Genomic DNA, 19,914 nt, shown 5'->3' with positions numbered 1-19,914 from the left:
AATAAAACTTTTTAAAAAAATATTATATTTTTTCTCTAAAAATAATTCTACCTTTTGTTAAATCATATGGTGTAAGCTCAATTTTTACTTTATCTCCAGTCAAAATACGAATATAATTTTTTCTCATTCTTCCAGAAATATGGGCAATAATAATATGCCCGTTTTCTAATTTTACTCTAAACATAGTATTTGGCAAAGTATCTATAACTATTCCAGACATTTCAATATGATCTTCTTTTGACATAAATATTTATTTTCCATTATAAAAAATTTTATTTTTATTAAATAAAAATATATTAACTATATTAAAAAAATAATTTTAACTAACTTCCAGAAACCATCATTTCTTCAATTAATATTGAACCGCACTGTACATTAGAATTTTTATTAATATCATCACATACTGCTATTATAGATTTATACATATCTAATAAATTACCAGCAATCGTTATACCATCAATTGGAAATGTAATTTCACCTTTTTCTACCCAAAAACCAAATACACCCTGAGAATAATTTCCAGTTAAAATATTTATACCATTCCCCATCAATTCTGTAATTAATATTCCAAAATTTACTATTGACAACAAATTTTTCATTTTTTGTACATTTGGAACAACAATTAAATTATGAACTCCACCTTTGTTTCCTGTTGTTTTTAATCCAAGTTTTCTTGCATCATAACTACCTAATGCATATTGTTTTAATATACCATTTTCAACAAATACATTTTTTCTAGTATAAACTCCTTCACAATCAAATGGAGCACTTCCCAATCCTTTCATAATATAAGGATCTTCATAAATCTTAAAATATTTAGGAAAAATTTGTTTCCCAATAGAATCAATTAAAAATGAATTTTTACTATATATATTACTTCCGCTAATAGCGTAAATAAAACTTAATAATATTTCTTTAGAAACACGAGAAGAAAAAATAATTGGTAATCTCTGTGTTTTTATTTTTTTAGAACCTAATCTACTTATAGTATTTCTAATTGCTTTTTTAGTTAAATTTTTAAATGAAATAAGATCTAAATAATCCCTAGCTATACTATAATCATAATCTCTATGCATATTATTATTTTTCTGATCTTCTGCAATAAATGAACATCCTATACTATGACAGGTACTTTTAAAAATACCTGATCTATTATTTGTAGAAACAAAACTCTTATAATAAATATTATTAGATAAATAAAATCCGTCTGAATTTTTAATTCGCTTATCTAAATTAAGTGCTTGAGATTCATAATCTATAATTTTATTTGTCATGTCATTTAATGATATTATCCAAGGATGATATAGATTCAAATCTGGATATTCATTTTTCATCAACTCTTTATTTGGTAATTTATTACAATAATCTTCGTCACTTATCTTAGCTATATCAATTGCTTTTTTAATTAAACAATCAATATTATCAAAAGAAATATTTGTACAATCTACCTCACTTTTTTTATATCCATAAAAAATAATAACCTTTATCTTTATTTTTTTGTTAAAAAAAATTGATTCTAATTTTCTCATACGAACATTAATTAAAAAACCTAGATTATAACATGTAAAAACCATAGCATCTGTAGCTCCATTAAATAATGCTTTATCTAAAACATAATTCATTAATTTAAACGAATTATTTATTGAATTATCAATAATTTTATTTTTTAACAAATTTGAAAATATCTTCATATTTTATCTAATTAAAATTTTAAACTATTGTTTAGTTTGACATATATAATAATTAATGTAAATTAAATTTAAGACACTTTCTAAAAATAAATAATAACATAAACCATGTATTAATATTGTAATTAATATATCCATCATTTAAAATAATAATAACCACTTAAATTAGTATTATACAAGTACATAATTTAATTTATGAATTACTTAGAATTTAACATTAAAATATATAAACATGCTAGCTAATTTTAGCTTTAAAATTTTTATATTTTAAATATACATAAAATTATTATTAATTTAAAAGTTAATTTATGACTATAACAATTAATTTATAGATTAATCTCTATATATACTTAAATATAAGTTCTTTAATTACATTAATAAATTTATTAAAAATCAGAAAACACAACATTAATTTTATAACAATATACAACAATGCAATAATATAATTTTAATTAATATACTACTTATAAATAAACATATAACAATATTTTATGTACTTTACATAGGAGAAAAGATGTTAAAAGAAACTTCTTTGGATTTTAATCTAAACCATAAAAAAACATTGTCAATCCCAGAAAAAATAGAGAATATTATAAATAATTTACCCAAAAATCTAGACAATATTAATTATGATTTAATTAAAAAAGAAACATTACGAAACTTACATAAAAAAGCAACAATAGAAGATATTTACACTGTACTTATCATGGTTTCTAAAACTTTAATTGAAAAAGAACCTAATTATACTTATGTTTGTTCTAGATTGTTATTAAATAAACTTTACAACGAAGCTCTTGATGAACTGAATTTAAAAAATGAATTTTTTTTCAATCAAAATAAATTAAATTATATCAATTATTTTTATAAATATTTAAAAAAAGGAATAATACAAGGTGTTCTAGACCCAAAATTAAGTGATTTTAATTTAGAAAAAATAAGTAAGGCACTATCTCCAAACAAAGATAAAAAATTTACCTATATAAGTTTAAAAACTTTATATGATCGTTATTTATTACATGATCAAGAAATACGATATGAATTACCTCAAGCCTTCTTTATGCGAATTGCTATGGGACTATCTATTCATGAAACTAAAAAAAATGAAAAAGCTATAGATTTTTATAATATATTATCCTCATTTGATTATATGCCTTCCACACCAACTCTTTTTAATTCAGGCACTACAAGACCACAACTTTCAAGTTGTTACTTAACATCAATCTCTGATAATTTAGAAGATATTTTTAATTCTATAAAAGATAATGCATTGCTTTCTAAATTTGCAGGAGGAATAGGAAACGATTGGACTTCAGTTAGAGCGATGGGATCTCATATAAAAGGAACTAATGGAGTTTCTTTAGGGATAATACCATTTTTAAATGTAGCAAATGCAACTGCTATTGCTGTAAATCAAGGGGGAAAACGAAAAGGAGCAGTTTGTGCATATCTAGAATGTTGGCATCTTGATGTTGAAGAATTTATAGAATTGAGAAAAAACACAGGAGATGATAGAAGGCGTACTCATGATATGAATACTGCTTTATGGATACCCGATCTTTTTATGAAAAGAGTTTATGAAAAAGGAAAATGGACTCTTTTTTCTCCAAATAAAGTTCCAGATTTACACGAAAAATATGGCATAATTTTCGAAAATACATACATTGAATATGAAAAAAAAGCTAAAGAAAAACTCATAAAAGAAACCAAAACAGTATATGCAATTGATTTATGGAGAAAAATACTTTCTATGTTATTTGAAACTGGTCATCCATGGATAACGTTTAAAGATACATGTAACCTAAGATCCCCACAACAACATTGTGGAGTAATTCATAGTTCTAATCTTTGTACAGAAATTACATTAAATACATCTTATGATGAAATTGCAGTTTGTAATTTAGGAAGTATTAATTTATCCAATCATATTATAGATAAAGAACTAAATATTGATAAATTAAAAAATACAATAAATATTGCAATACGTATGCTTGATAACGTTATTGATATTAATTATTATGCCATTCTGAAAGCTCGTAACACTAATATAAGACATAGACCTATTGGTCTAGGAGTAATGGGGTTTCAAGATACTCTTTATAAACTTAATATAAATTATGCATCTAAAGAAGCTATAGAATTTTCAGATAATTCTATGGAGCTGATTAGTTATTATGCAATTGAAGCCTCATGTAATTTAGCAAAAGAACGAGGGTGTTACTCTAGTTATAAAGGATCTTTATGGAGTAAAGGTATATTACCTATAGAAAGTATTGATTTTGTAAAACAATCAAGACATAAAAAATATTTTTGTCAAAATCTTTCTCAACATCTTGATTGGAAAACATTAAAAATAAAAATAAAAAATCAAGGAATGCGTAATTCTAATATCATGGCAATTGCACCTACCGCAACAATTTCTAATATTTGTGGAGTATCACAATCCATAGAACCAATATACAAAAATCTTTATGTAAAATCAAATTTATCAGGAGAATTTACTATAATAAATTCTTATTTGGTTAAAGACTTAAAAGATTTAAATTTATGGGATGAAACTATGATAAATGATCTTAAACACTTCAATGGAAGTATTCAAAATATTAAACGTATTCCTGAATTTATAAAAAAACGTTATATGACTGCATTTGAAATTAATCCATTATGGTTAATAGAATCTGCCTCTAGAAGACAAAAATGGATAGATCAATCACAATCATTAAACATATATATTAATAAACCATCTGGAAAAGAAATGGACTTCATATATAAACAAGCATGGATAAAAGGATTAAAAACTACATACTATCTGAGAAGTTTAAGTGCTAGTAGTATTGAAAAATCTACACTTACTAACTACGAGCTAAATGCAGTTAAACCAAAAAAAATAAAAAAACACAAAATATCTTATGAACCTCTTGATTCTAATTGTGAAGTATGTCAATAGGAGAAAATAATGTTATTTATAAAAAATGACAATCAAAATATCAAAAAAAAGATACAAAAAAAATACAATACATCTAATAAAATTAATTTAAATAGAATTAATGTTGATGATAAAAAAATTATTAATTGTAGAGCTGATCTTAATCAATTAGTTCCATTAAAATACAATTGGGCATGGGAAAAATATTTATTATCTTGTGCAAATCATTGGATGCCTAATGAAATAAATATGAACAATGACATTGTTCTATGGAAAAACCCACGATCATTAAGTGATAACGAACGATTAATCATTAAAAGAAGTTTAGGTTTTTTTTCTACTGCTGATTCTTTAGTAGCTAATAATTTAGTACTAGCAATTTATAAACATATTACCAATCCAGAATGTAGACAATATTTACTTAGACAGGCTTTCGAAGAAGCTTTACACACACATGCATATCAATATATAGTCGAAAGTTTAGGGCTAGATGAATCTGAAATATTTAATATGTATAAAGAAATCCCTTCTGTTTCTAAAAAAGCTGCTTGGGCTTTACCTTTTACACAAAATTTAAGTGATCCTTATTTTAAAACAGGAACACTAAAAAATGATCAAAAATTATTATATGATCTTATTGCATTCTATATAATTTTTGAAGGAATATTTTTTTATGTAGGGTTTGTTCAAATTCTTTCAATGGGTCGACAAAATAAAATGATTGGTACTTCTGAACAATTTCAATACATTTTAAGAGATGAATCTATGCATATGAATTTTGGAATTGATTTAATTAATCAAATTAAAAATGAAAATCCTCATTTATGGACAGAAAATTTTAAAAAACAAATTATTTCATTAATAAAAGAAGGAGTAAATCTCGAATATCAATATGCTGTTGATACCATAAAAAATGGAATTTTAGGAATGAACATAGAAATGTTTAAAGAATATTTATACTTTATAGCTAATAGAAGACTTAATCAAATTGGATTACCTATGATATATTCAAATATAAATAATCCATTTCCATGGATGAGCGAAATGACAGATTTAAAAAAAGAAAAAAATTTTTTTGAGACAAGAGTTACAGAATATCAAAGTGGAGGTGTTTTAAACTGGGATGATGATTATTAATATTTAATATTTAATTTCTTTTTTAATTTTAATATTTAAATTATATAATAACAAATTTAATCAACAAAAATTAATCAAGTAACAAAAATTAAAATCAACACTATTTATTCCAAATAAAAAAATCATTTTATAAAAATATAATTAATTATTACTAGAAAATATAATAAAATTATTTTCTATAATATATGAAGGAAATATTTATTTATGTATAAAACATACTCAATTAAAGATTGCTTCGATAAAAAAAATAAAATAAATCAAATTATTAAAATTAATGGGTGGGTTAAAACAAAACGTGATTCTCAAAAAAAATTATCATTTATTGATTTAAATGATGGATCATGTATGCAATCAATACAGATTATTGCATCTAACGTTTTACAAAATTATGAAAAAGAAATTTTAAAGTTAACATCTGGTTGCTCAATCAATGTTATAGGTCTTTTAACCTTGTCAAGAGGAAAAAAACAAAATATTGAAATCCATGCTAAAACTATAAAAGTTATAGGATGGATTAAAAACATAAAATATTACCCTATTCAAGCAAAATACCATACATTACAATTTTTAAGAAATATACCTCATCTTAGACCAAGAACTAAAATTATAAGTGCAATCACCAGAATAAGGCATTCATTGTCTTTAATTATTCATAATTATTTTCATAAAAAAGGATATTTTTGGATTAATGCACCAATTATAACAACTAATGATTGTGAAGGATCTAGTAAAATGTTTAGGGTAAGTAATTTAGATTTACTTAAAATACCAAAAACAACAGATGGAAAAATAAATTTTAAAAAAGATTTCTTTAAAAAAGAAACATTTTTAACGGTTTCAACTCAATTAAATGCAGAAGCTTATTGTATGTCAATGTCTAAAGTATATACTTTCGGTCCAACTTTTAGAGCAGAAAATTCTAATACTAGTAAACATTTATCAGAATTCTGGATGATTGAACCCGAGATAGCATTTGCTTCATTAAAAGATATTTGCAAAATAAGTAAAAATATTATTTTATATTTATGCAAAAAAATATTAGATGAAAGAGAAGATGAATTAAAATTTCTTAATGACTTTATTGATACAAAATTAATTAATAAACTAGAAAATATTATTAAATTTGGATTTGAAATTATTTCATATACTAATTGTATAAAAATATTAGATAAATCTAAAATCTCATTTAAATATCCCATAAAATGGGGAATCGATTTACAAACAGAACATGAACGTTACCTTACAGAAAAAATATTTAAAAAACCTATAATAATTACAGATTATCCAAAGCAAATTAAAAGTTTTTATATGCGACTTAATAACGATAATAATACAGTAGCAGCGATGGATATGATTGTCCCTAACATTGGAGAAATTATTGGTGGAGGACAAAGAGAAGAACGTATAGAAGTACTAGACAATAGAATTCAAGAATGTGGCTTAAACAAAGAAAATTATCAATGGTACAGAGATCTTAGAATTTATGGAACAGTACCTCATGCAGGATTTGGTTTAGGTTTTGAAAGATTAATTAGTTTTATTACTGGAATTTATAATGTCCGTGATGTCATACCATTTCCTAGAACTCCAGGGAATGCATATTATTAAACTTAATTTAATTTTTTATTTTCTTAATAAAAAAAATTTTAAATTTAATCAATTAAATTGTATTTAATTATTTATTTATAAAACAAAGTTATTAATATTAATAGTTTTAATAATATTTTGAATATTTTTATCCAAAGGAAATTTTCTACCAACAAACCAATCAAATAAAACTTGATCATCGTAATTAATTAACATTTCAAAAAAAAATAATTGTTTTTTAGATAAAAGAAAAATTTTATTATTAATAAATTTTCTCAAAATTAAATCTAACTCAAGTATACCTCTTCTGCAACGCCATTTAATTTTTCTATATCTTTTTTCTAGAATATAATTAACCATAAAGATTTAAAATTTGCTTTTATTTTAAAAGTTTTATAAAAATAATATATATTATAATATATCTATATTACTATGAAATCTTATAAAATAGGAAATCGAATTTTCACATTATATAATTCTTCCCTACAAAAAGAATTTAAATATGAAAAAAACAAAAATTATCTTTTTTATTTATCTAACTTATCTATATTATCTATATATGGTAAACAATCTTTAAATATGTTGCAGAGCCAATTAACTTGTAATTTAAATAAAATTAGTTTAAATTTAATGCAAAAAGGAACTATTTGTAATGAAAAAGGACAAATTTTCAGCTTACTAGATATAATTTTTTGGAAAAATTTTCACTTAATTTTACCCAATGATGTATTAAAAGAAATTAATATGCTTTTAAAAATACCCGCACTTTTATCTAATGTAAAAATAAAAAATCAAAACAAATATTATATTTATGGTTTTTATTTTATAAATAAACAAGATTTACTTCCTTTTCATCCATCATTACTATTAAAAATAAAACAAAATAAAGTAATTAAAACCAAAAAATTTTTTTGTTACTCTATAAATAAAAAATTATTTATATTAATAATATATAAAAAAAACAAAAATACACTTATTAATAATTTTAAACAACTTAATCAAATTAAAGGTTCTTTATCTTGGCATAAATTACAAATAGAAAACAAGATTTTTTCAATCTGTCAAGAAACACAAAAAATGTTTACGCCTAATAAACTTACTTTATTACCATCAGAATATATATCTTTGAATAAAGGATGCTATAAAGGACAAGAAATTATTAATAAATTATTTTATAAATCTAAAAAAAAATATTTTTTAAAACATTTTGTTATTGAAAAAAAAGATAAACCATTTCCCGGAAAAAAAATTTTTGATTTAAAAAATATAGAACTAGGAAGATTTATTGATATATGTCCGATATCTCATTATAAATATTTAACTCTAGTTAGTATAAATACAAATAAAAAAATACATTCTATAAAATTAGAAAAATAATATTTTTTTACACATTTAAAATAAATATCTCCTTAATACTATATTAATATAAGTAAATACTTATATAAAAATGTTTACAAAAAATATTAATATTTCTATTAAATTTTTTTTAAAAAAATATCAGTTAATGTAAATAATTTACGAATAAACATAAAAATCATATTAAAATCATATACAGAATTGATCTTAAATTTTGACAAGATACCTTTCCAATTATTTATTAAATCACTATTACTATTAATCCATTGATTTAAAGAAGTAGTTAAATCTTTTTTATTTTTTTTATAAAAATAAATAAATTGTATTACTATCTTTCTTTGTTGTAATTGAATATCTTTTAAAAATTCTTCTCTAATCAAATAATCTAGATAATTATTTATTGAATATGAAAGAATTTTATTTCTTAACCAATTAAATTTTAAAAATTTCTCTATATATAAATAAATATCAATAATTTCACCAATATTAATATTAGTTATATCTTCCACATAAATAATATCTATAAAAGACACTAAACATTCTAACAATATACAATCATTTAATAATGATTGTGAAATTCCTAAACTAATATAATTTTGAATAAAAAAAATAGAATTTAATAACTCCTTATATAATAAGGAATTTAACAAAATCATTTTTATTAATGATAATTTATATCTATAATGTTCAATAATTAAATCTATGTTTATATTATTTTTATTTTTATGATTTTCTAAAATCCACCGTATAACTCTATATAACAATCTTACTTGCAAGATATATAAATTATATTTCACGCCAAAATTTAATTTACTATCTAATGTTTCAATTTTTTTCCATAATTTTTCAAAATTCAAAATATTTTTCGATATTAAATAAGCATAGATTATAGAATCTATGGAAGATCCTGTATCATTTTTTATTTGATAAATAAAAGAAAATCCTAAATCATTTATAATTAAGTTACTGAGTTTTGTTGAAATAATTTCACGTCTTAATGGATGATATTCTATAATATATTTAGAATATTTTTTTTGCAAAATAGATGGAAAATAATTTAATAAAATTTTATTAAAAAATAAATCATTATTAATATTTAGTTCTAAAATTGCCTTTTTTAAAAGTATTTTACTATAACTTATTAAAATCGATATCTCTGGTTTCAATAAACCTTTTTTATAAATTTTACGTTTTAATAAACATTTTTTATCAGGTAAAAAATACAAATTCCGTTCAAATTTTTCATGAATTTCCAAAAAATCAATATAATCACTATGTAAATCTATTAATAAACTAGATTGCATATAAAGAATATTAATAATTTTCAGTTGATTATTATGATTCTTTAATATTGATAAAACAACTTCATTTTCAATACTTGATAATAAATCATTACGTTCATTGTTAGCCACTCTACAATTAATATTATCTAATAAAATTTTAATATTAACTTCTTTATCTGAACAATGAACTCCAGCAACGTTATCTATAAAATCCGTATATATCAATCCACCATTTAATGCATATTCTATTCTAGCTAACTGAGTTAATCCTAAATTACCTCCTTCACCAACAATTTTACATTTTAAATCTTTTCCATCAATACGAATTAAATCGTTTATTTTATCATTTACATCAGTATGATCTTCATAACTTGACTTTACAAATGTACCAATACCAGCGCTCCATAAAAAATCAACTTTAGATTTTAACAAAATTTTTATCAAATCATTAGGTTCAATAACACTATTATTAATATTAAAAACTTTTTTCATTTCTTTACTTACAGTAATAAATTTTTCAGAACGATCAAAAACCCCACCACCTTTGGATATTAAATTAATATTATAATCTTTCCATGTAGAATGAGGTAAATAAAATAACCTCTTACGCTCTTCAAAGCTTATTTCTGCATTAGGATTTGGATCTATAAAAATATGAATATGATTAAACGCTCCCAATAAATGAATTTTATTAGATAATAACATTCCGTTTCCAAATACATCTCCGGACATATCTCCTATTCCAACAACTGTAAAATAATCATTATTTATATTCAAATTTATTTCATAAAAATTTGATTTAATCGATTCCCATGCGCCTTTAGCGGTGATACCAATTTTCTTATGATTATATCCATTCGAACCACCAGATGCAAAAGCATCTCCTAACCAAAAACTATATTTATAAGAAATCTCATTAGCAACGTCTGAAAAATTTGACGTTCCTTTGTCTGCTGCCACAACTAAATAAGGATCATATTCATCAAAACAAACAACATTAACAGGATGAACGATATTTCCATCTTTATAATTATCAGTAATATCCAACATTCCTTTTATAAAAGACTTATAACAATCAATCACTCCACATTGAATCTCTTTTATTATAAAGCCTCCTTTTGCTCCACTAGGAATAATTAATGAATTTTTTATTTGTTGAGTTTTCATTAATCCTAATATTTCTGTTCTAAAATCTTTTTTTCTATCTGACCAACGTATACCTCCTCTAGAAATTTTTCCACCTCTTAAATGAATACCTTCAAATTGAACCGAATAAACAAAAATTTCACAAAAAGGATATGGCTTTGGAATATATGGAATATTTTTACTATCTAATTTAATTGATATATAATTTTTATGTGATTTTTTATTGAAACTATCGTATTGATAGTAATTAGTTCTTAAAGTATAAATAATAGCTTGTACATATTGTCTAATTACTCTATCCTCTGTTAAATCAGTTACTTTAGATAAATACTTATGTATATCATTTAATAATAATTTATAATAATACTTTCTATTATTAATATTTGGTTTAAAACGTATCCTAAATAATTTAATTAAATATTTAGTTAAAAAAATATTATGATTCAATATATGTTTTATAGTTTGTTCATTAAAAATAAATTTTGTTTGTTTAAAATATTTTGCATACATTCTCAAAATAGATATTTTTCTCCAAGATAAATTGGCAGAAAGGATTAATTTATTTAAACTATCATTTTCTACATATCCTAAATAAATATTTCTGAAAGCATCTTGAATTAATCTTTTTGCATAATACATGTTAACTTTAACATTTTTATTATTATTTAATAATATTAAATGACTTATCCATATATTTTTATTTTCTCCAAAATTAAAAAGATAAGATTGTCCACTAAAGATTTGTAATCCAAAATTCTTAATAATATATAAAATATTTGATAATATAACTGAATCATTAAACTTATAAAGTTTAAAGTAAAAATATTCTTTTTTTTTATTTAAAAATTTATTAAAATTAACTAATAATAAGTTTTTTTTTGATAACAATTCAATAAATTGTATATCTTCAACTGCCGATTTTGGTAAAACATTTTTAATGTACGATAAAGGAAATACACACCTGTATTTTTTATAAAAAAAGTTTACTTTTTCTTTATTAAATTTTTTATCTAAAAAATATTTAAAACGATTGATCCAAATCTTTTTTAAATCAATAAATTCTTTCTCAATTTTTGTTAAATTCCATTTCATAAATAAGTATATGTAATAAATAATATTATATTTAAAATAAATTTTAACTAATTCTAGATCATAAATCTAGATAAAACAAATTTAATTTATCTCTATCTTAATAAAATATATTTATTTACTTGCTTAATAAAAAATATTAATTTTAACTAAGTTAAACTGAAACATAATTCATCAAATTAACTCTACTAAAAACTGATATAATTTATTATAATTAATAATATAAATTTTTTATAAAATTAAAATTTCTTCATCGATTATTTTAATGATATTTAATGATTAAACATAAATTTATATTATTTATTCTAAATATTTTATTAACTTTTGTATCTAATGCACAAACTATATTTCCAAATGGATGTAAAAAAAATGGGTATTATTTTAATAATAAAAATTTATTTATAAATATTTCTGGAAAACAATCATTGTATTTATTTTATAATTATAGTAAATTTCCTATTAAAATCACCCAAAATAAAGAACAAAAAAAAATAATAAATTTTTTTTTAACGATCTCAACAATTCTTGACCCTATGAACTGGTCCGCTTTTTCTCTAGATACAAAAAATTTTTGTTTTGAATGTTTTAGTAAAAAAAATAATACTTTCCATAAAATAAAATGTATAAATGTTCTGTATATATGTCAATATACAAATGCAAAATTTACTTCCAGCAATTACGGAACTTATTGGGCTGCATCCAATAAAAAATTAAAAAACATCATTAAAGAAACAGTAAGCAAGGGTATTTACTTGCATTGGTAATAATTGAGATACTATTCAATCTACATCAAATAAAAATAAATATTCCTTTTAAAGATATATATATTATAAGATTAAAAATAATTATTTTCTCTTTATTTTTTATTTTTTTTTTGTAAAATATTATTTTCATAATAATAAATTACTTAACAAATATATGGTACAAACCGCTTCCAGCATGATACAGTTAGGAACTAAAGCATATTCATTTTCATTAATAGATGTTATAAGTGGAAATATTGTATCATTTCCACCAAAAAATATAAGAATTAATGCAATGGTTTTAATGTTTATATGTAACCATTGTCCATATGTTCAACATATCAATAAAAAGTTATCAGAAATATCTTTATTTTATAAAAATAAAAATGTAAACTTTTATGGAATCAATTCGAATGATATAAAACAATACCCAGAAGATTCCCCAGAAAATATGAAAAAAATAGCTATCAAAAATAATTATTCTTTTCCTTATCTTTATGATGAAACACAAGAAGTAGCTAAACTTTATAAAGCAACTTGTACGCCAGATTTTTATATTTTTAATAAAAAATTACTTTTAGTATATAGAGGTCAATTTGATGATTCTAGACCAAAAAATAATATAAAAGTTACTGGTAAATCTATTAAAGATACTATTGACAATTTAATTAACGGAATTCCAATAAATACAAACCAAAAACCAAGTATAGGATGTAATATAAAATGGAAAACTTAATATATAAAATAATTACATATATCCCAAAAAATAGTGTAGAAAAAGTAAAACAAGCACTTTTTTCTTCTGGTGCTGGAAAATTAGGAAATTATACAGAAGTGTGTTGGCAATGTTTAGGTATTGGTCAATTTAAACCATTAAAAAATGCAAATCCTACAATCGGAAAAATAAATTCTCTTACTTATGTTAAAGAATATAAAGTAGAAATGATTTGTAAAGCTAAATATATTCATAACGCAATAAAAACACTGAAATTAGTTCATCCATATGAAGAACCAGCATATGAAATAATAAAACTAGAAAAATTTATAAAATAAACAAAAATAGCAAATTATTATATCAATAATGTAAAATTATTTATAATGATCAACCTATTAAAGCTTTTATTCAGAAACAATATTCAGAGATATTTCTGTATATATATTTTTAAAAAACATTATCTTTATTTTGTAATTTCCTATACAACGAATTTGTTTTAAAGGTAAAATAATTTCTCGTTTTTTTACATATAACATTTGCTTTTTTAGTTGTTTCTGTATATCTAATGCTCGTATAGAACCATATAATTCTGTTTTATTTTTGGTTTTAACTGGTATAGTCAATATTACATTTTTAAAATGTAATGCACGTTGATTTGCATTATCTATAACTTCTTGCTTTCTCTGCTCAAGAAAAGCTCGTCGTTTTTTAAAAAATTCAATATTACTTTTTGTACAATATACAGCTATTTTTTTAGGAATTAAATAATTTCTAGCATATCCAGATGATACATTTATCTTATCCCCTGTATTTCCAAGATTCTTTACAGTTTTTAACAAAACTATATCCACAATTTATACTCTCCATATTTTAAACAAATTTTAATAATGTAGCTAAAAATTAGAAACAAAATTTCTCTTTTATTAAAAATAAATCAAAAAATGTGATAACATAAATTATATATTATATAAAACATATGTATTCATTATTTTGGTAAATTATTTTTAATTTGTTAAAGTAATGAAAAAAATTTTTAAAAGTTTTAAATTAATTAATATACAAACCCACAAAAACAAAAATTTAAACAAAAACAATACTTTATCTAAAAGTAAATATTTTCTATGGTAAAAAACCATTATTTTTCTTATATATTAAATCATCTATGATTATCACAATAAGGTAATAAAGCAAGAAATCTAGCATGTTTAATAGAATTAGCTATTTTTCTTTGAATTCGTATAGGAGTACCGCTTATCCTACTAGGAATAATTTTTCCAGTTTCTGTAATAAAATTCTTTAAAATATTAATATCTTTAAAAGTTAAATTTTCAAACTCTTTATTATTTTTAAATTTATATATTCTCTTTTTTCTATAAGAATTTATTATCATAATAATTTATTACCTTTTTAATAAATTAAATACATTACATGTTATAATTATCTTTCTTAGATAAAAAAGAAGGTTTTTTTATTATCTTGTTCTTTTTTATAATTAAGAATCTAATTACATTCTCATCAAACTTTAAAATATTATTTACATTATTAATAATTTTCCTATCACATTTAATATATAATAAATAATAATTAGCTTTATATACATTTCTAATAGTATATGCTAATTGTCGCCTTCCACAATCTTCCTTATAACAAATTTCACCATCTGATTCTAAAACTATTTTTTCATATTTATCTATTATTTGAATCAAATGATCACTTTTATCTGGATGAATTAAAATGACTAACTCATAGTATCTCATATTATTTTATATATTCTATATCATTTATGGCTAATATAATATTATATAAATAACAAATATTATTTTTATTAAAAATAAAAATTATTTATTATAATATCAATAATAATTAATTTACACAATCTATTTATTCAAAAACTAACTAAATTTTAGTAAAATCACTTACTAATATCAAATTTCAATAAAAATTATAATTTTTTTAACGCATCAACAATTTTTTTAATTCCCTCACCAGTTGAAGCTGAAATTAAAAAAAATTTATCTCTCCATTGTATTTTGTTTATTATATTATTTACTGTGTGTTTCACATTGTTTTTATCTAAAAACAAATCAATTTTATTAAAAATTAACCAACGTAATTTACTATATAAATCTATATTATATTTTTTTATTTCATTATCTATAATATTTATAGATTCTATTACCTTATCTTCTCCATAATCATTATATAAACTAATATCTACCATATGGAAAAGTATTCGTGTTCTCGATAAATGCTTTAAAAAATTAAATCCAAGTCCATATCCGCTAGATGATTCTTTAACTAAACCAGGAATATCCGCTATTATAAATTTCTTATTGGAAGATACAAAAAATACTCCTAATATTGGATATAATGTAGTAAATGGATAATCTGCTATTTTAGATTTAGTATTTGAAACAGAATTTATCAAGGTTGATTTACCAGAATTTGGCAAACCTAATAATCCAATATCTGCTAACACTCTCAATTCTAAACGTAAATAATATTTTTTTCCCAAACAACCTAATGTTCTTTGTATTGGATATTGATTAGTACTTGTTTTAAAATGAATATTTCCTATTCCATTTTTTCCTCCTTTAGCTATTAACAATAAATCACTTACAGTTTTTATATCTCCAATGAGATTATTAGTAGTTCCATTAAATACCATAGTTCCAATAGGAACATAAATGACAAGATTTTTTCCAGATTTTCCTGTTTTTCCATTACTCATTCCAGAACAACCATCTTGAGCTTTATAATATTTTTTATTTCTAAAACTTAACAAATTATTTAAATTTTTATTTCCTTTTAAATAAATACTACCACCTTTTCCTCCATCTCCACCATTAGGTCCTCCACGAGGAATATATTTTTCCCTTCTAAAACTCAAACAACCATCTCCACCCTTTCCAGATTCAACAGTTATAAAAGCTTCATCAACAAATTTCATATTTGTCTATTATTCATTAGAAAATAATAATATATATAATATAAATTAATCTTATAATTAAATTATGATAAATTCAGTTGTTATTGTACAATAGATACATAAATACGCTTTTTTCTTTTACACCTATAGAAAGATACCATTCCAAAAGTAGTAGAATATAAAGTATGATCTCTTCCACACTTAACGTATTTTCCACAATGAAATTTAGTTCCACGTTGTCTTAAAATAATATTACCTGGTTTTACCAATTGACCACCATATATTTTTATTCCAAGATACTTTGGTTTTGAATCTCTACCATTTCTAGTACTACCTGCAGCTTTCTTATGTGCCATAAACTTATAATTCCCTAACTATTATTATAGTTAATATCCAATACTTGTATTTTAGTACAACATTGTCTATGTCCAAAGCGCTTTATATAATGTTTCCTACGCTTAAATTTTAATACCGTAATTTTATCATGTTTCAAATGTTCTAAAATCTTTATTTTAACAAAAGAATTCTGTACAAATGGGTTACCAATTAAACATTTATTATTATCAAAAATTAATAATACATCTTTGATATTTAATTCCTTTTTAATCTTAACTGACAATAATTCTACAATTAACAAATCTCCTATTTTTATAGAATATTGTTTTCCTCCTAATAAAATTACAGCATTCATATATAATCCCCAAGATCTAAAAATCTTAACTTTTTCTAAATAAAAATTTAACAGTTACCAAAGATATTTTAATAAAAAACAAAATTTATCAAAAACCAGTATTTTATAAAAATTTTTTAATAATTTCAACTTATTTTAAGTTAAAATATATCATTAAAACTTCTTATTCTATTTAAGAAAAATAAAAATTAAAATATATTTAATTGGAGATAATATGCTAGATATTATTTTAGAAGCAAAACTAAGAAAAAAATTAGGAAAAAGAAATAGTCGTCGTATGCGTAATTTAGAAAAAAAAATACCAGCAGTTTTATATGAAAAAAATAAAAAAACCATACATCTTTATTTTTCAGAAAATAAAATATACAAACTTTTAAATAATAAAAATATTAATTTAAATATTTTTAAATTAAACATAGAAAATAAATTCTACAATGTAATTATTAAACATATACAATATCATCCTTATAAACCAATTATCTTGCATATAGATTTACAAAATCTATCTGAAAAAAGTATAATTACTACACGAATTCCAATAAAATTCATCAATAAAGAAAAATCAATCGGAGTAAAATTAGGAGGAATCATAACATACTCTATTCACTATGTAGAAATTAAATGTCAAGCTCAATATTTACCAAATTTTATTACTGTAGATTTAGCTAACATAAAATTAGGAGAAACTATTCATTTATTTGACTTAAAATTACCAGAAAAAATTAAATTAACAATTGATACTTCTAATCCAAACTATAATACATCTGTAGTCGGAATAAATATCGTTAAACATTCTAAAACAGAAGAACCTACTACTGATAAAGAAAGCAATAACGATATTAATTTACAAAAAAAATCATGACAATAAAACTTATTATAGGATTAAGAAATCCTGGTAAACAGTATTCAAAAACTAGACATAATGTCGGTGAATGGTTTATTAAAAAATTAGTAAAAAAATATAATACTGATTATAAATATAAAAAAAAATTTGGTAGTGAACTATATACTTTAAATATTAATAACTATACATGTAAAGCATTACTACCTCTAAATTTTATGAATCTAAATGGATTATCAATAAAAAAAATAACAGATTTCTATAAAATTCATCCAAACAATATATTAATTTCTCATGACGATATCAAATTACCTGTCGGAAAAATTAAATTACAATTTGGAGGCAGTCATGAAGGGCATAATGGAGTAAAAAATGTAATAAATACCTTAGGTAACAAAGAATTTTATAGAATACGTTTAGGAATTAAATCATTTATATATAAACGTGAAATATTACAATACTATGTTTTAAGTGAACCAACATTATTTGAAAAAAAACTTATTTTAAAAGCTATCTTAAAAGGAATAAATATATTTCTATCTATTATAAACAAACCCAAAACACCAACTTAAAAATAAATATAAATTTAAAAGTAATAAATATAATAACATTAAAAAAAATTTTAATTTTAAATTAACATATTATTTTAAATAAAATAAATAAATTATTTTTTATATACAAAAATTAATTATGAATTATAAATGTGGAATAATTGGATTGCCTAACGTAGGAAAATCAACATTATTTAATTTAATTACACAATCTAATGTTAATGCTGATAATTATTTATTCTGTACAATAAAACCCAACATTGCTACTGCTGAAATATTTGATTTAAGATTATTAAAAATAAAAAAAATAATAAAACCTAAAAAAATAAAATTTTCAAATTTAACATTTATCGATATTGCAGGATTAATCAAAGGAGCTTCAAAAGGAGATGGATTAGGAAATCAATTTTTATCTAACATAAGAAACGTACATATTATTATACATGTTGTACGTTGTTTCATCAATGAAAAAATTATTCATTATAACAATATTATTAATCCAATAAACGATATCGAAACCATTGATATGGAATTAATTTTTTCTGACATAAATACTATTGATAATGCATTAAGTAAAATAAAAAACATTAAAAATAAAGAAACTTATTTTCAAAAAAATACATTAGAAAAAATAAAAAAATATTTAAATACTGGATTTCCAGCAAGAAATTTAAAATTAAATTCTCAAGAAAAAAAAATTATTCATAACTTATATTTATTAACTTACAAACCTATTATTTATATAGCTAATATTTCTAATAAAAATTCTTATAAAAATAAAAAAAACTATCTATTAAATCAAATAATAGAATTTGCAAAAACAAAAAATATAATATGTATTCCTATAGATATAAAAACTCAATTTACATTGAAAAAATTAAATAAAAATAGTAAAAATGAAATTATTATAGACAATCAAAAAAATTCTATACTAGATATAAACAATATTATATATACAGTATATAAAACACTTGAACTTTGTACTTACTATACAATTAATAAAAAAGAAGCTCATGCTTGGATTATAGAGAAACAAAATATTGCTATTCAAGCTGCAAAGAATATTCACAGTGATTTTAAAAAAGGTTTTATTCGAGTAGAAATTATATCTTATGAAGATTTTATAACTTATAAAGATTGTAAAATAATTAAATCTATTGGAAAATTAAAAATTGAAGGAAAACATTATACCATTCAAGATGGAGATATTGTGTACTTTCGCTACAACATTTAAT

The 19,914-nt window shown here is 21.4% G+C and carries 20 protein-coding genes; 10 read left to right on the top strand and 10 right to left on the bottom strand.

The features are described 5' to 3' along the window. Nucleotides 1–22: 22 nt before the first annotated feature. A complete protein-coding gene (gene infA, locus RQL38_RS00170) occupies nucleotides 23–244 on the bottom strand; it encodes a translation initiation factor IF-1 (protein ID WP_338521630.1) in 222 nt (73 codons plus the stop codon). A 79-nt stretch (nucleotides 245–323) separates the two neighbouring features. After that, nucleotides 324–1,691: a metallopeptidase TldD-related protein gene (locus tag RQL38_RS00165; RefSeq protein WP_338521628.1), complete on the bottom strand. Its 1,368-nt coding sequence runs from the start codon at nucleotides 1,689–1,691 to the stop codon at nucleotides 324–326. A gap of 511 nt (nucleotides 1,692–2,202) precedes the next feature. On the opposite strand from RQL38_RS00165, the gene RQL38_RS00160 reads away from it, so the two are divergent. From RQL38_RS00160 to asnS, 3 genes are all read left to right on the top strand, one after another. Continuing rightward, complete coding sequence (locus RQL38_RS00160) at nucleotides 2,203–4,632, top strand: ribonucleoside-diphosphate reductase subunit alpha (protein WP_338521626.1); 2,430 nt, start codon at nucleotides 2,203–2,205, stop codon at nucleotides 4,630–4,632. Nucleotides 4,633–4,641: 9 nt separating this feature from the next. Next, nucleotides 4,642–5,748: a ribonucleotide-diphosphate reductase subunit beta gene (locus RQL38_RS00155; RefSeq protein ID WP_338521624.1), complete on the top strand. Its 1,107-nt coding sequence runs from the start codon at nucleotides 4,642–4,644 to the stop codon at nucleotides 5,746–5,748. A gap of 204 nt (nucleotides 5,749–5,952) precedes the next feature. Further along, nucleotides 5,953–7,356, top strand: coding sequence for an asparagine--tRNA ligase (gene asnS, locus RQL38_RS00150; protein ID WP_338521622.1), 1,404 nt, complete (start codon nucleotides 5,953–5,955; stop codon nucleotides 7,354–7,356). Between the two features lie 75 nt (nucleotides 7,357–7,431). Here the strand turns inward: asnS and RQL38_RS00145 are convergent, their stop codons facing one another. After that, nucleotides 7,432–7,695: a succinate dehydrogenase assembly factor 2 gene (locus RQL38_RS00145; RefSeq protein ID WP_338521620.1), complete on the bottom strand. Its 264-nt coding sequence runs from the start codon at nucleotides 7,693–7,695 to the stop codon at nucleotides 7,432–7,434. Nucleotides 7,696–7,767: 72 nt separating this feature from the next. Between RQL38_RS00145 and RQL38_RS00140 the strand changes: the two genes are divergently transcribed. Then, entirely contained in the window at nucleotides 7,768–8,712 is a 945-nt protein-coding gene (locus tag RQL38_RS00140) for a hypothetical protein (protein ID WP_338521618.1), read from the top strand. 98 nt (nucleotides 8,713–8,810) lie between these two features. Here the strand turns inward: RQL38_RS00140 and RQL38_RS00135 are convergent, their stop codons facing one another. After that, a complete protein-coding gene (locus RQL38_RS00135) occupies nucleotides 8,811–12,212 on the bottom strand; it encodes an NAD-glutamate dehydrogenase domain-containing protein (RefSeq protein ID WP_338521616.1) in 3,402 nt (1,133 codons plus the stop codon). Nucleotides 12,213–12,484: 272 nt separating this feature from the next. On the opposite strand from RQL38_RS00135, the gene RQL38_RS00130 reads away from it, so the two are divergent. From RQL38_RS00130 to RQL38_RS00120, 3 genes are all read left to right on the top strand, one after another. Then, on the top strand, nucleotides 12,485–12,973 hold the full coding sequence (locus tag RQL38_RS00130) for a hypothetical protein (RefSeq protein ID WP_338521614.1): 489 nt from the start codon (nucleotides 12,485–12,487) through the stop codon (nucleotides 12,971–12,973). Between the two features lie 154 nt (nucleotides 12,974–13,127). Next, complete coding sequence (locus tag RQL38_RS00125) at nucleotides 13,128–13,688, top strand: thioredoxin family protein (RefSeq protein WP_338521613.1); 561 nt, start codon at nucleotides 13,128–13,130, stop codon at nucleotides 13,686–13,688. Then, entirely contained in the window at nucleotides 13,676–14,005 is a 330-nt protein-coding gene (locus RQL38_RS00120) for an NGG1p interacting factor NIF3 (RefSeq protein ID WP_338521611.1), read from the top strand. The genes RQL38_RS00125 and RQL38_RS00120 overlap by 13 nt, the downstream gene beginning before the upstream one ends. Nucleotides 14,006–14,071: 66 nt before the next feature. Here RQL38_RS00120 and rplI read toward each other — a convergent pair whose 3' ends face one another. The 6 genes from rplI to rplU all read right to left on the bottom strand — a co-directional run bounded on the left by rplI (nucleotide 14,072) and on the right by rplU (nucleotide 17,287). Continuing rightward, complete coding sequence (rplI, locus tag RQL38_RS00115) at nucleotides 14,072–14,518, bottom strand: 50S ribosomal protein L9 (RefSeq protein WP_338521609.1); 447 nt, start codon at nucleotides 14,516–14,518, stop codon at nucleotides 14,072–14,074. 305 nt (nucleotides 14,519–14,823) lie between these two features. Continuing rightward, on the bottom strand, nucleotides 14,824–15,054 hold the full coding sequence (gene rpsR, locus RQL38_RS00110; RefSeq protein WP_422388211.1) for a 30S ribosomal protein S18: 231 nt from the start codon (nucleotides 15,052–15,054) through the stop codon (nucleotides 14,824–14,826). A gap of 37 nt (nucleotides 15,055–15,091) precedes the next feature. Next, nucleotides 15,092–15,424, bottom strand: a complete 333-nt coding sequence (rpsF, locus tag RQL38_RS00105) for a 30S ribosomal protein S6 (RefSeq protein WP_338521607.1) — start codon at nucleotides 15,422–15,424, stop codon at nucleotides 15,092–15,094. 185 nt (nucleotides 15,425–15,609) lie between these two features. Further along, nucleotides 15,610–16,617 carry a GTPase ObgE gene (gene obgE, locus RQL38_RS00100; RefSeq protein ID WP_338521605.1) on the bottom strand — a complete coding sequence of 336 codons (1,008 nt, stop codon included), beginning with the start codon at nucleotides 16,615–16,617 and terminating at the stop codon, nucleotides 15,610–15,612. An 80-nt stretch (nucleotides 16,618–16,697) separates the two neighbouring features. Continuing rightward, on the bottom strand, nucleotides 16,698–16,952 hold the full coding sequence (rpmA, locus tag RQL38_RS00095) for a 50S ribosomal protein L27 (RefSeq protein WP_338521603.1): 255 nt from the start codon (nucleotides 16,950–16,952) through the stop codon (nucleotides 16,698–16,700). Between the two features lie 14 nt (nucleotides 16,953–16,966). After that, nucleotides 16,967–17,287, bottom strand: coding sequence for a 50S ribosomal protein L21 (rplU, locus tag RQL38_RS00090; protein ID WP_338521601.1), 321 nt, complete (start codon nucleotides 17,285–17,287; stop codon nucleotides 16,967–16,969). A 214-nt stretch (nucleotides 17,288–17,501) separates the two neighbouring features. Between rplU and RQL38_RS00085 the strand changes: the two genes are divergently transcribed. The 3 genes from RQL38_RS00085 (at nucleotide 17,502) to ychF (ending at nucleotide 19,913) form a co-directional block, all read left to right on the top strand. Next, a complete protein-coding gene (locus RQL38_RS00085; protein WP_338521599.1) occupies nucleotides 17,502–18,149 on the top strand; it encodes a 50S ribosomal protein L25 in 648 nt (215 codons plus the stop codon). Beyond that, entirely contained in the window at nucleotides 18,146–18,700 is a 555-nt protein-coding gene (gene pth, locus RQL38_RS00080) for an aminoacyl-tRNA hydrolase (protein ID WP_338521597.1), read from the top strand. The genes RQL38_RS00085 and pth overlap by 4 nt, the downstream gene beginning before the upstream one ends. A 118-nt stretch (nucleotides 18,701–18,818) precedes the next feature. Next, nucleotides 18,819–19,913: a redox-regulated ATPase YchF gene (gene ychF / locus RQL38_RS00075; RefSeq protein WP_338521595.1), complete on the top strand. Its 1,095-nt coding sequence runs from the start codon at nucleotides 18,819–18,821 to the stop codon at nucleotides 19,911–19,913. Nucleotide 19,914 lies beyond the last annotated feature (1 nt).

Origin of the sequence: Candidatus Legionella polyplacis, assembly GCF_037013735.1 — a bacterium.
Classification (GTDB): Bacteria; Pseudomonadota; Gammaproteobacteria; order Legionellales; family Legionellaceae; genus Legionella_E; species Legionella_E polyplacis_A.
This window is presented reverse-complemented; position numbering and strand designations above follow the sequence as displayed.

Bases quoted from the DNA above. Each gene is read 5' to 3' on its own strand.
- infA (WP_338521630.1), bottom strand. From the start codon at position 244: ATGTCAAAAGAAGATCATATTGAAATGTCTGGAATAGTTATAGATACT.
- RQL38_RS00165 (WP_338521628.1), bottom strand. From the start codon at position 1,691: ATGAAGATATTTTCAAATTTGTTAAAAAATAAAATTATTGATAATTCA.
- RQL38_RS00160 (WP_338521626.1), top strand. From the start codon at position 2,203: ATGTTAAAAGAAACTTCTTTGGATTTTAATCTAAACCATAAAAAAACA.
- RQL38_RS00155 (WP_338521624.1), top strand. From the start codon at position 4,642: ATGTTATTTATAAAAAATGACAATCAAAATATCAAAAAAAAGATACAA.
- asnS (WP_338521622.1), top strand. From the start codon at position 5,953: ATGTATAAAACATACTCAATTAAAGATTGCTTCGATAAAAAAAATAAA.
- RQL38_RS00145 (WP_338521620.1), bottom strand. From the start codon at position 7,695: ATGGTTAATTATATTCTAGAAAAAAGATATAGAAAAATTAAATGGCGT.
- RQL38_RS00140 (WP_338521618.1), top strand. From the start codon at position 7,768: ATGAAATCTTATAAAATAGGAAATCGAATTTTCACATTATATAATTCT.
- RQL38_RS00135 (WP_338521616.1), bottom strand. From the start codon at position 12,212: ATGAAATGGAATTTAACAAAAATTGAGAAAGAATTTATTGATTTAAAA.
- RQL38_RS00130 (WP_338521614.1), top strand. From the start codon at position 12,485: ATGATTAAACATAAATTTATATTATTTATTCTAAATATTTTATTAACT.
- RQL38_RS00125 (WP_338521613.1), top strand. From the start codon at position 13,128: ATGGTACAAACCGCTTCCAGCATGATACAGTTAGGAACTAAAGCATAT.
- RQL38_RS00120 (WP_338521611.1), top strand. From the start codon at position 13,676: ATGGAAAACTTAATATATAAAATAATTACATATATCCCAAAAAATAGT.
- rpsF (WP_338521607.1), bottom strand. From the start codon at position 15,424: ATGAGATACTATGAGTTAGTCATTTTAATTCATCCAGATAAAAGTGAT.
- obgE (WP_338521605.1), bottom strand. From the start codon at position 16,617: ATGAAATTTGTTGATGAAGCTTTTATAACTGTTGAATCTGGAAAGGGT.
- rpmA (WP_338521603.1), bottom strand. From the start codon at position 16,952: ATGGCACATAAGAAAGCTGCAGGTAGTACTAGAAATGGTAGAGATTCA.
- rplU (WP_338521601.1), bottom strand. From the start codon at position 17,287: ATGAATGCTGTAATTTTATTAGGAGGAAAACAATATTCTATAAAAATA.
- RQL38_RS00085 (WP_338521599.1), top strand. From the start codon at position 17,502: ATGCTAGATATTATTTTAGAAGCAAAACTAAGAAAAAAATTAGGAAAA.
- pth (WP_338521597.1), top strand. From the start codon at position 18,146: ATGACAATAAAACTTATTATAGGATTAAGAAATCCTGGTAAACAGTAT.
- ychF (WP_338521595.1), top strand. From the start codon at position 18,819: ATGAATTATAAATGTGGAATAATTGGATTGCCTAACGTAGGAAAATCA.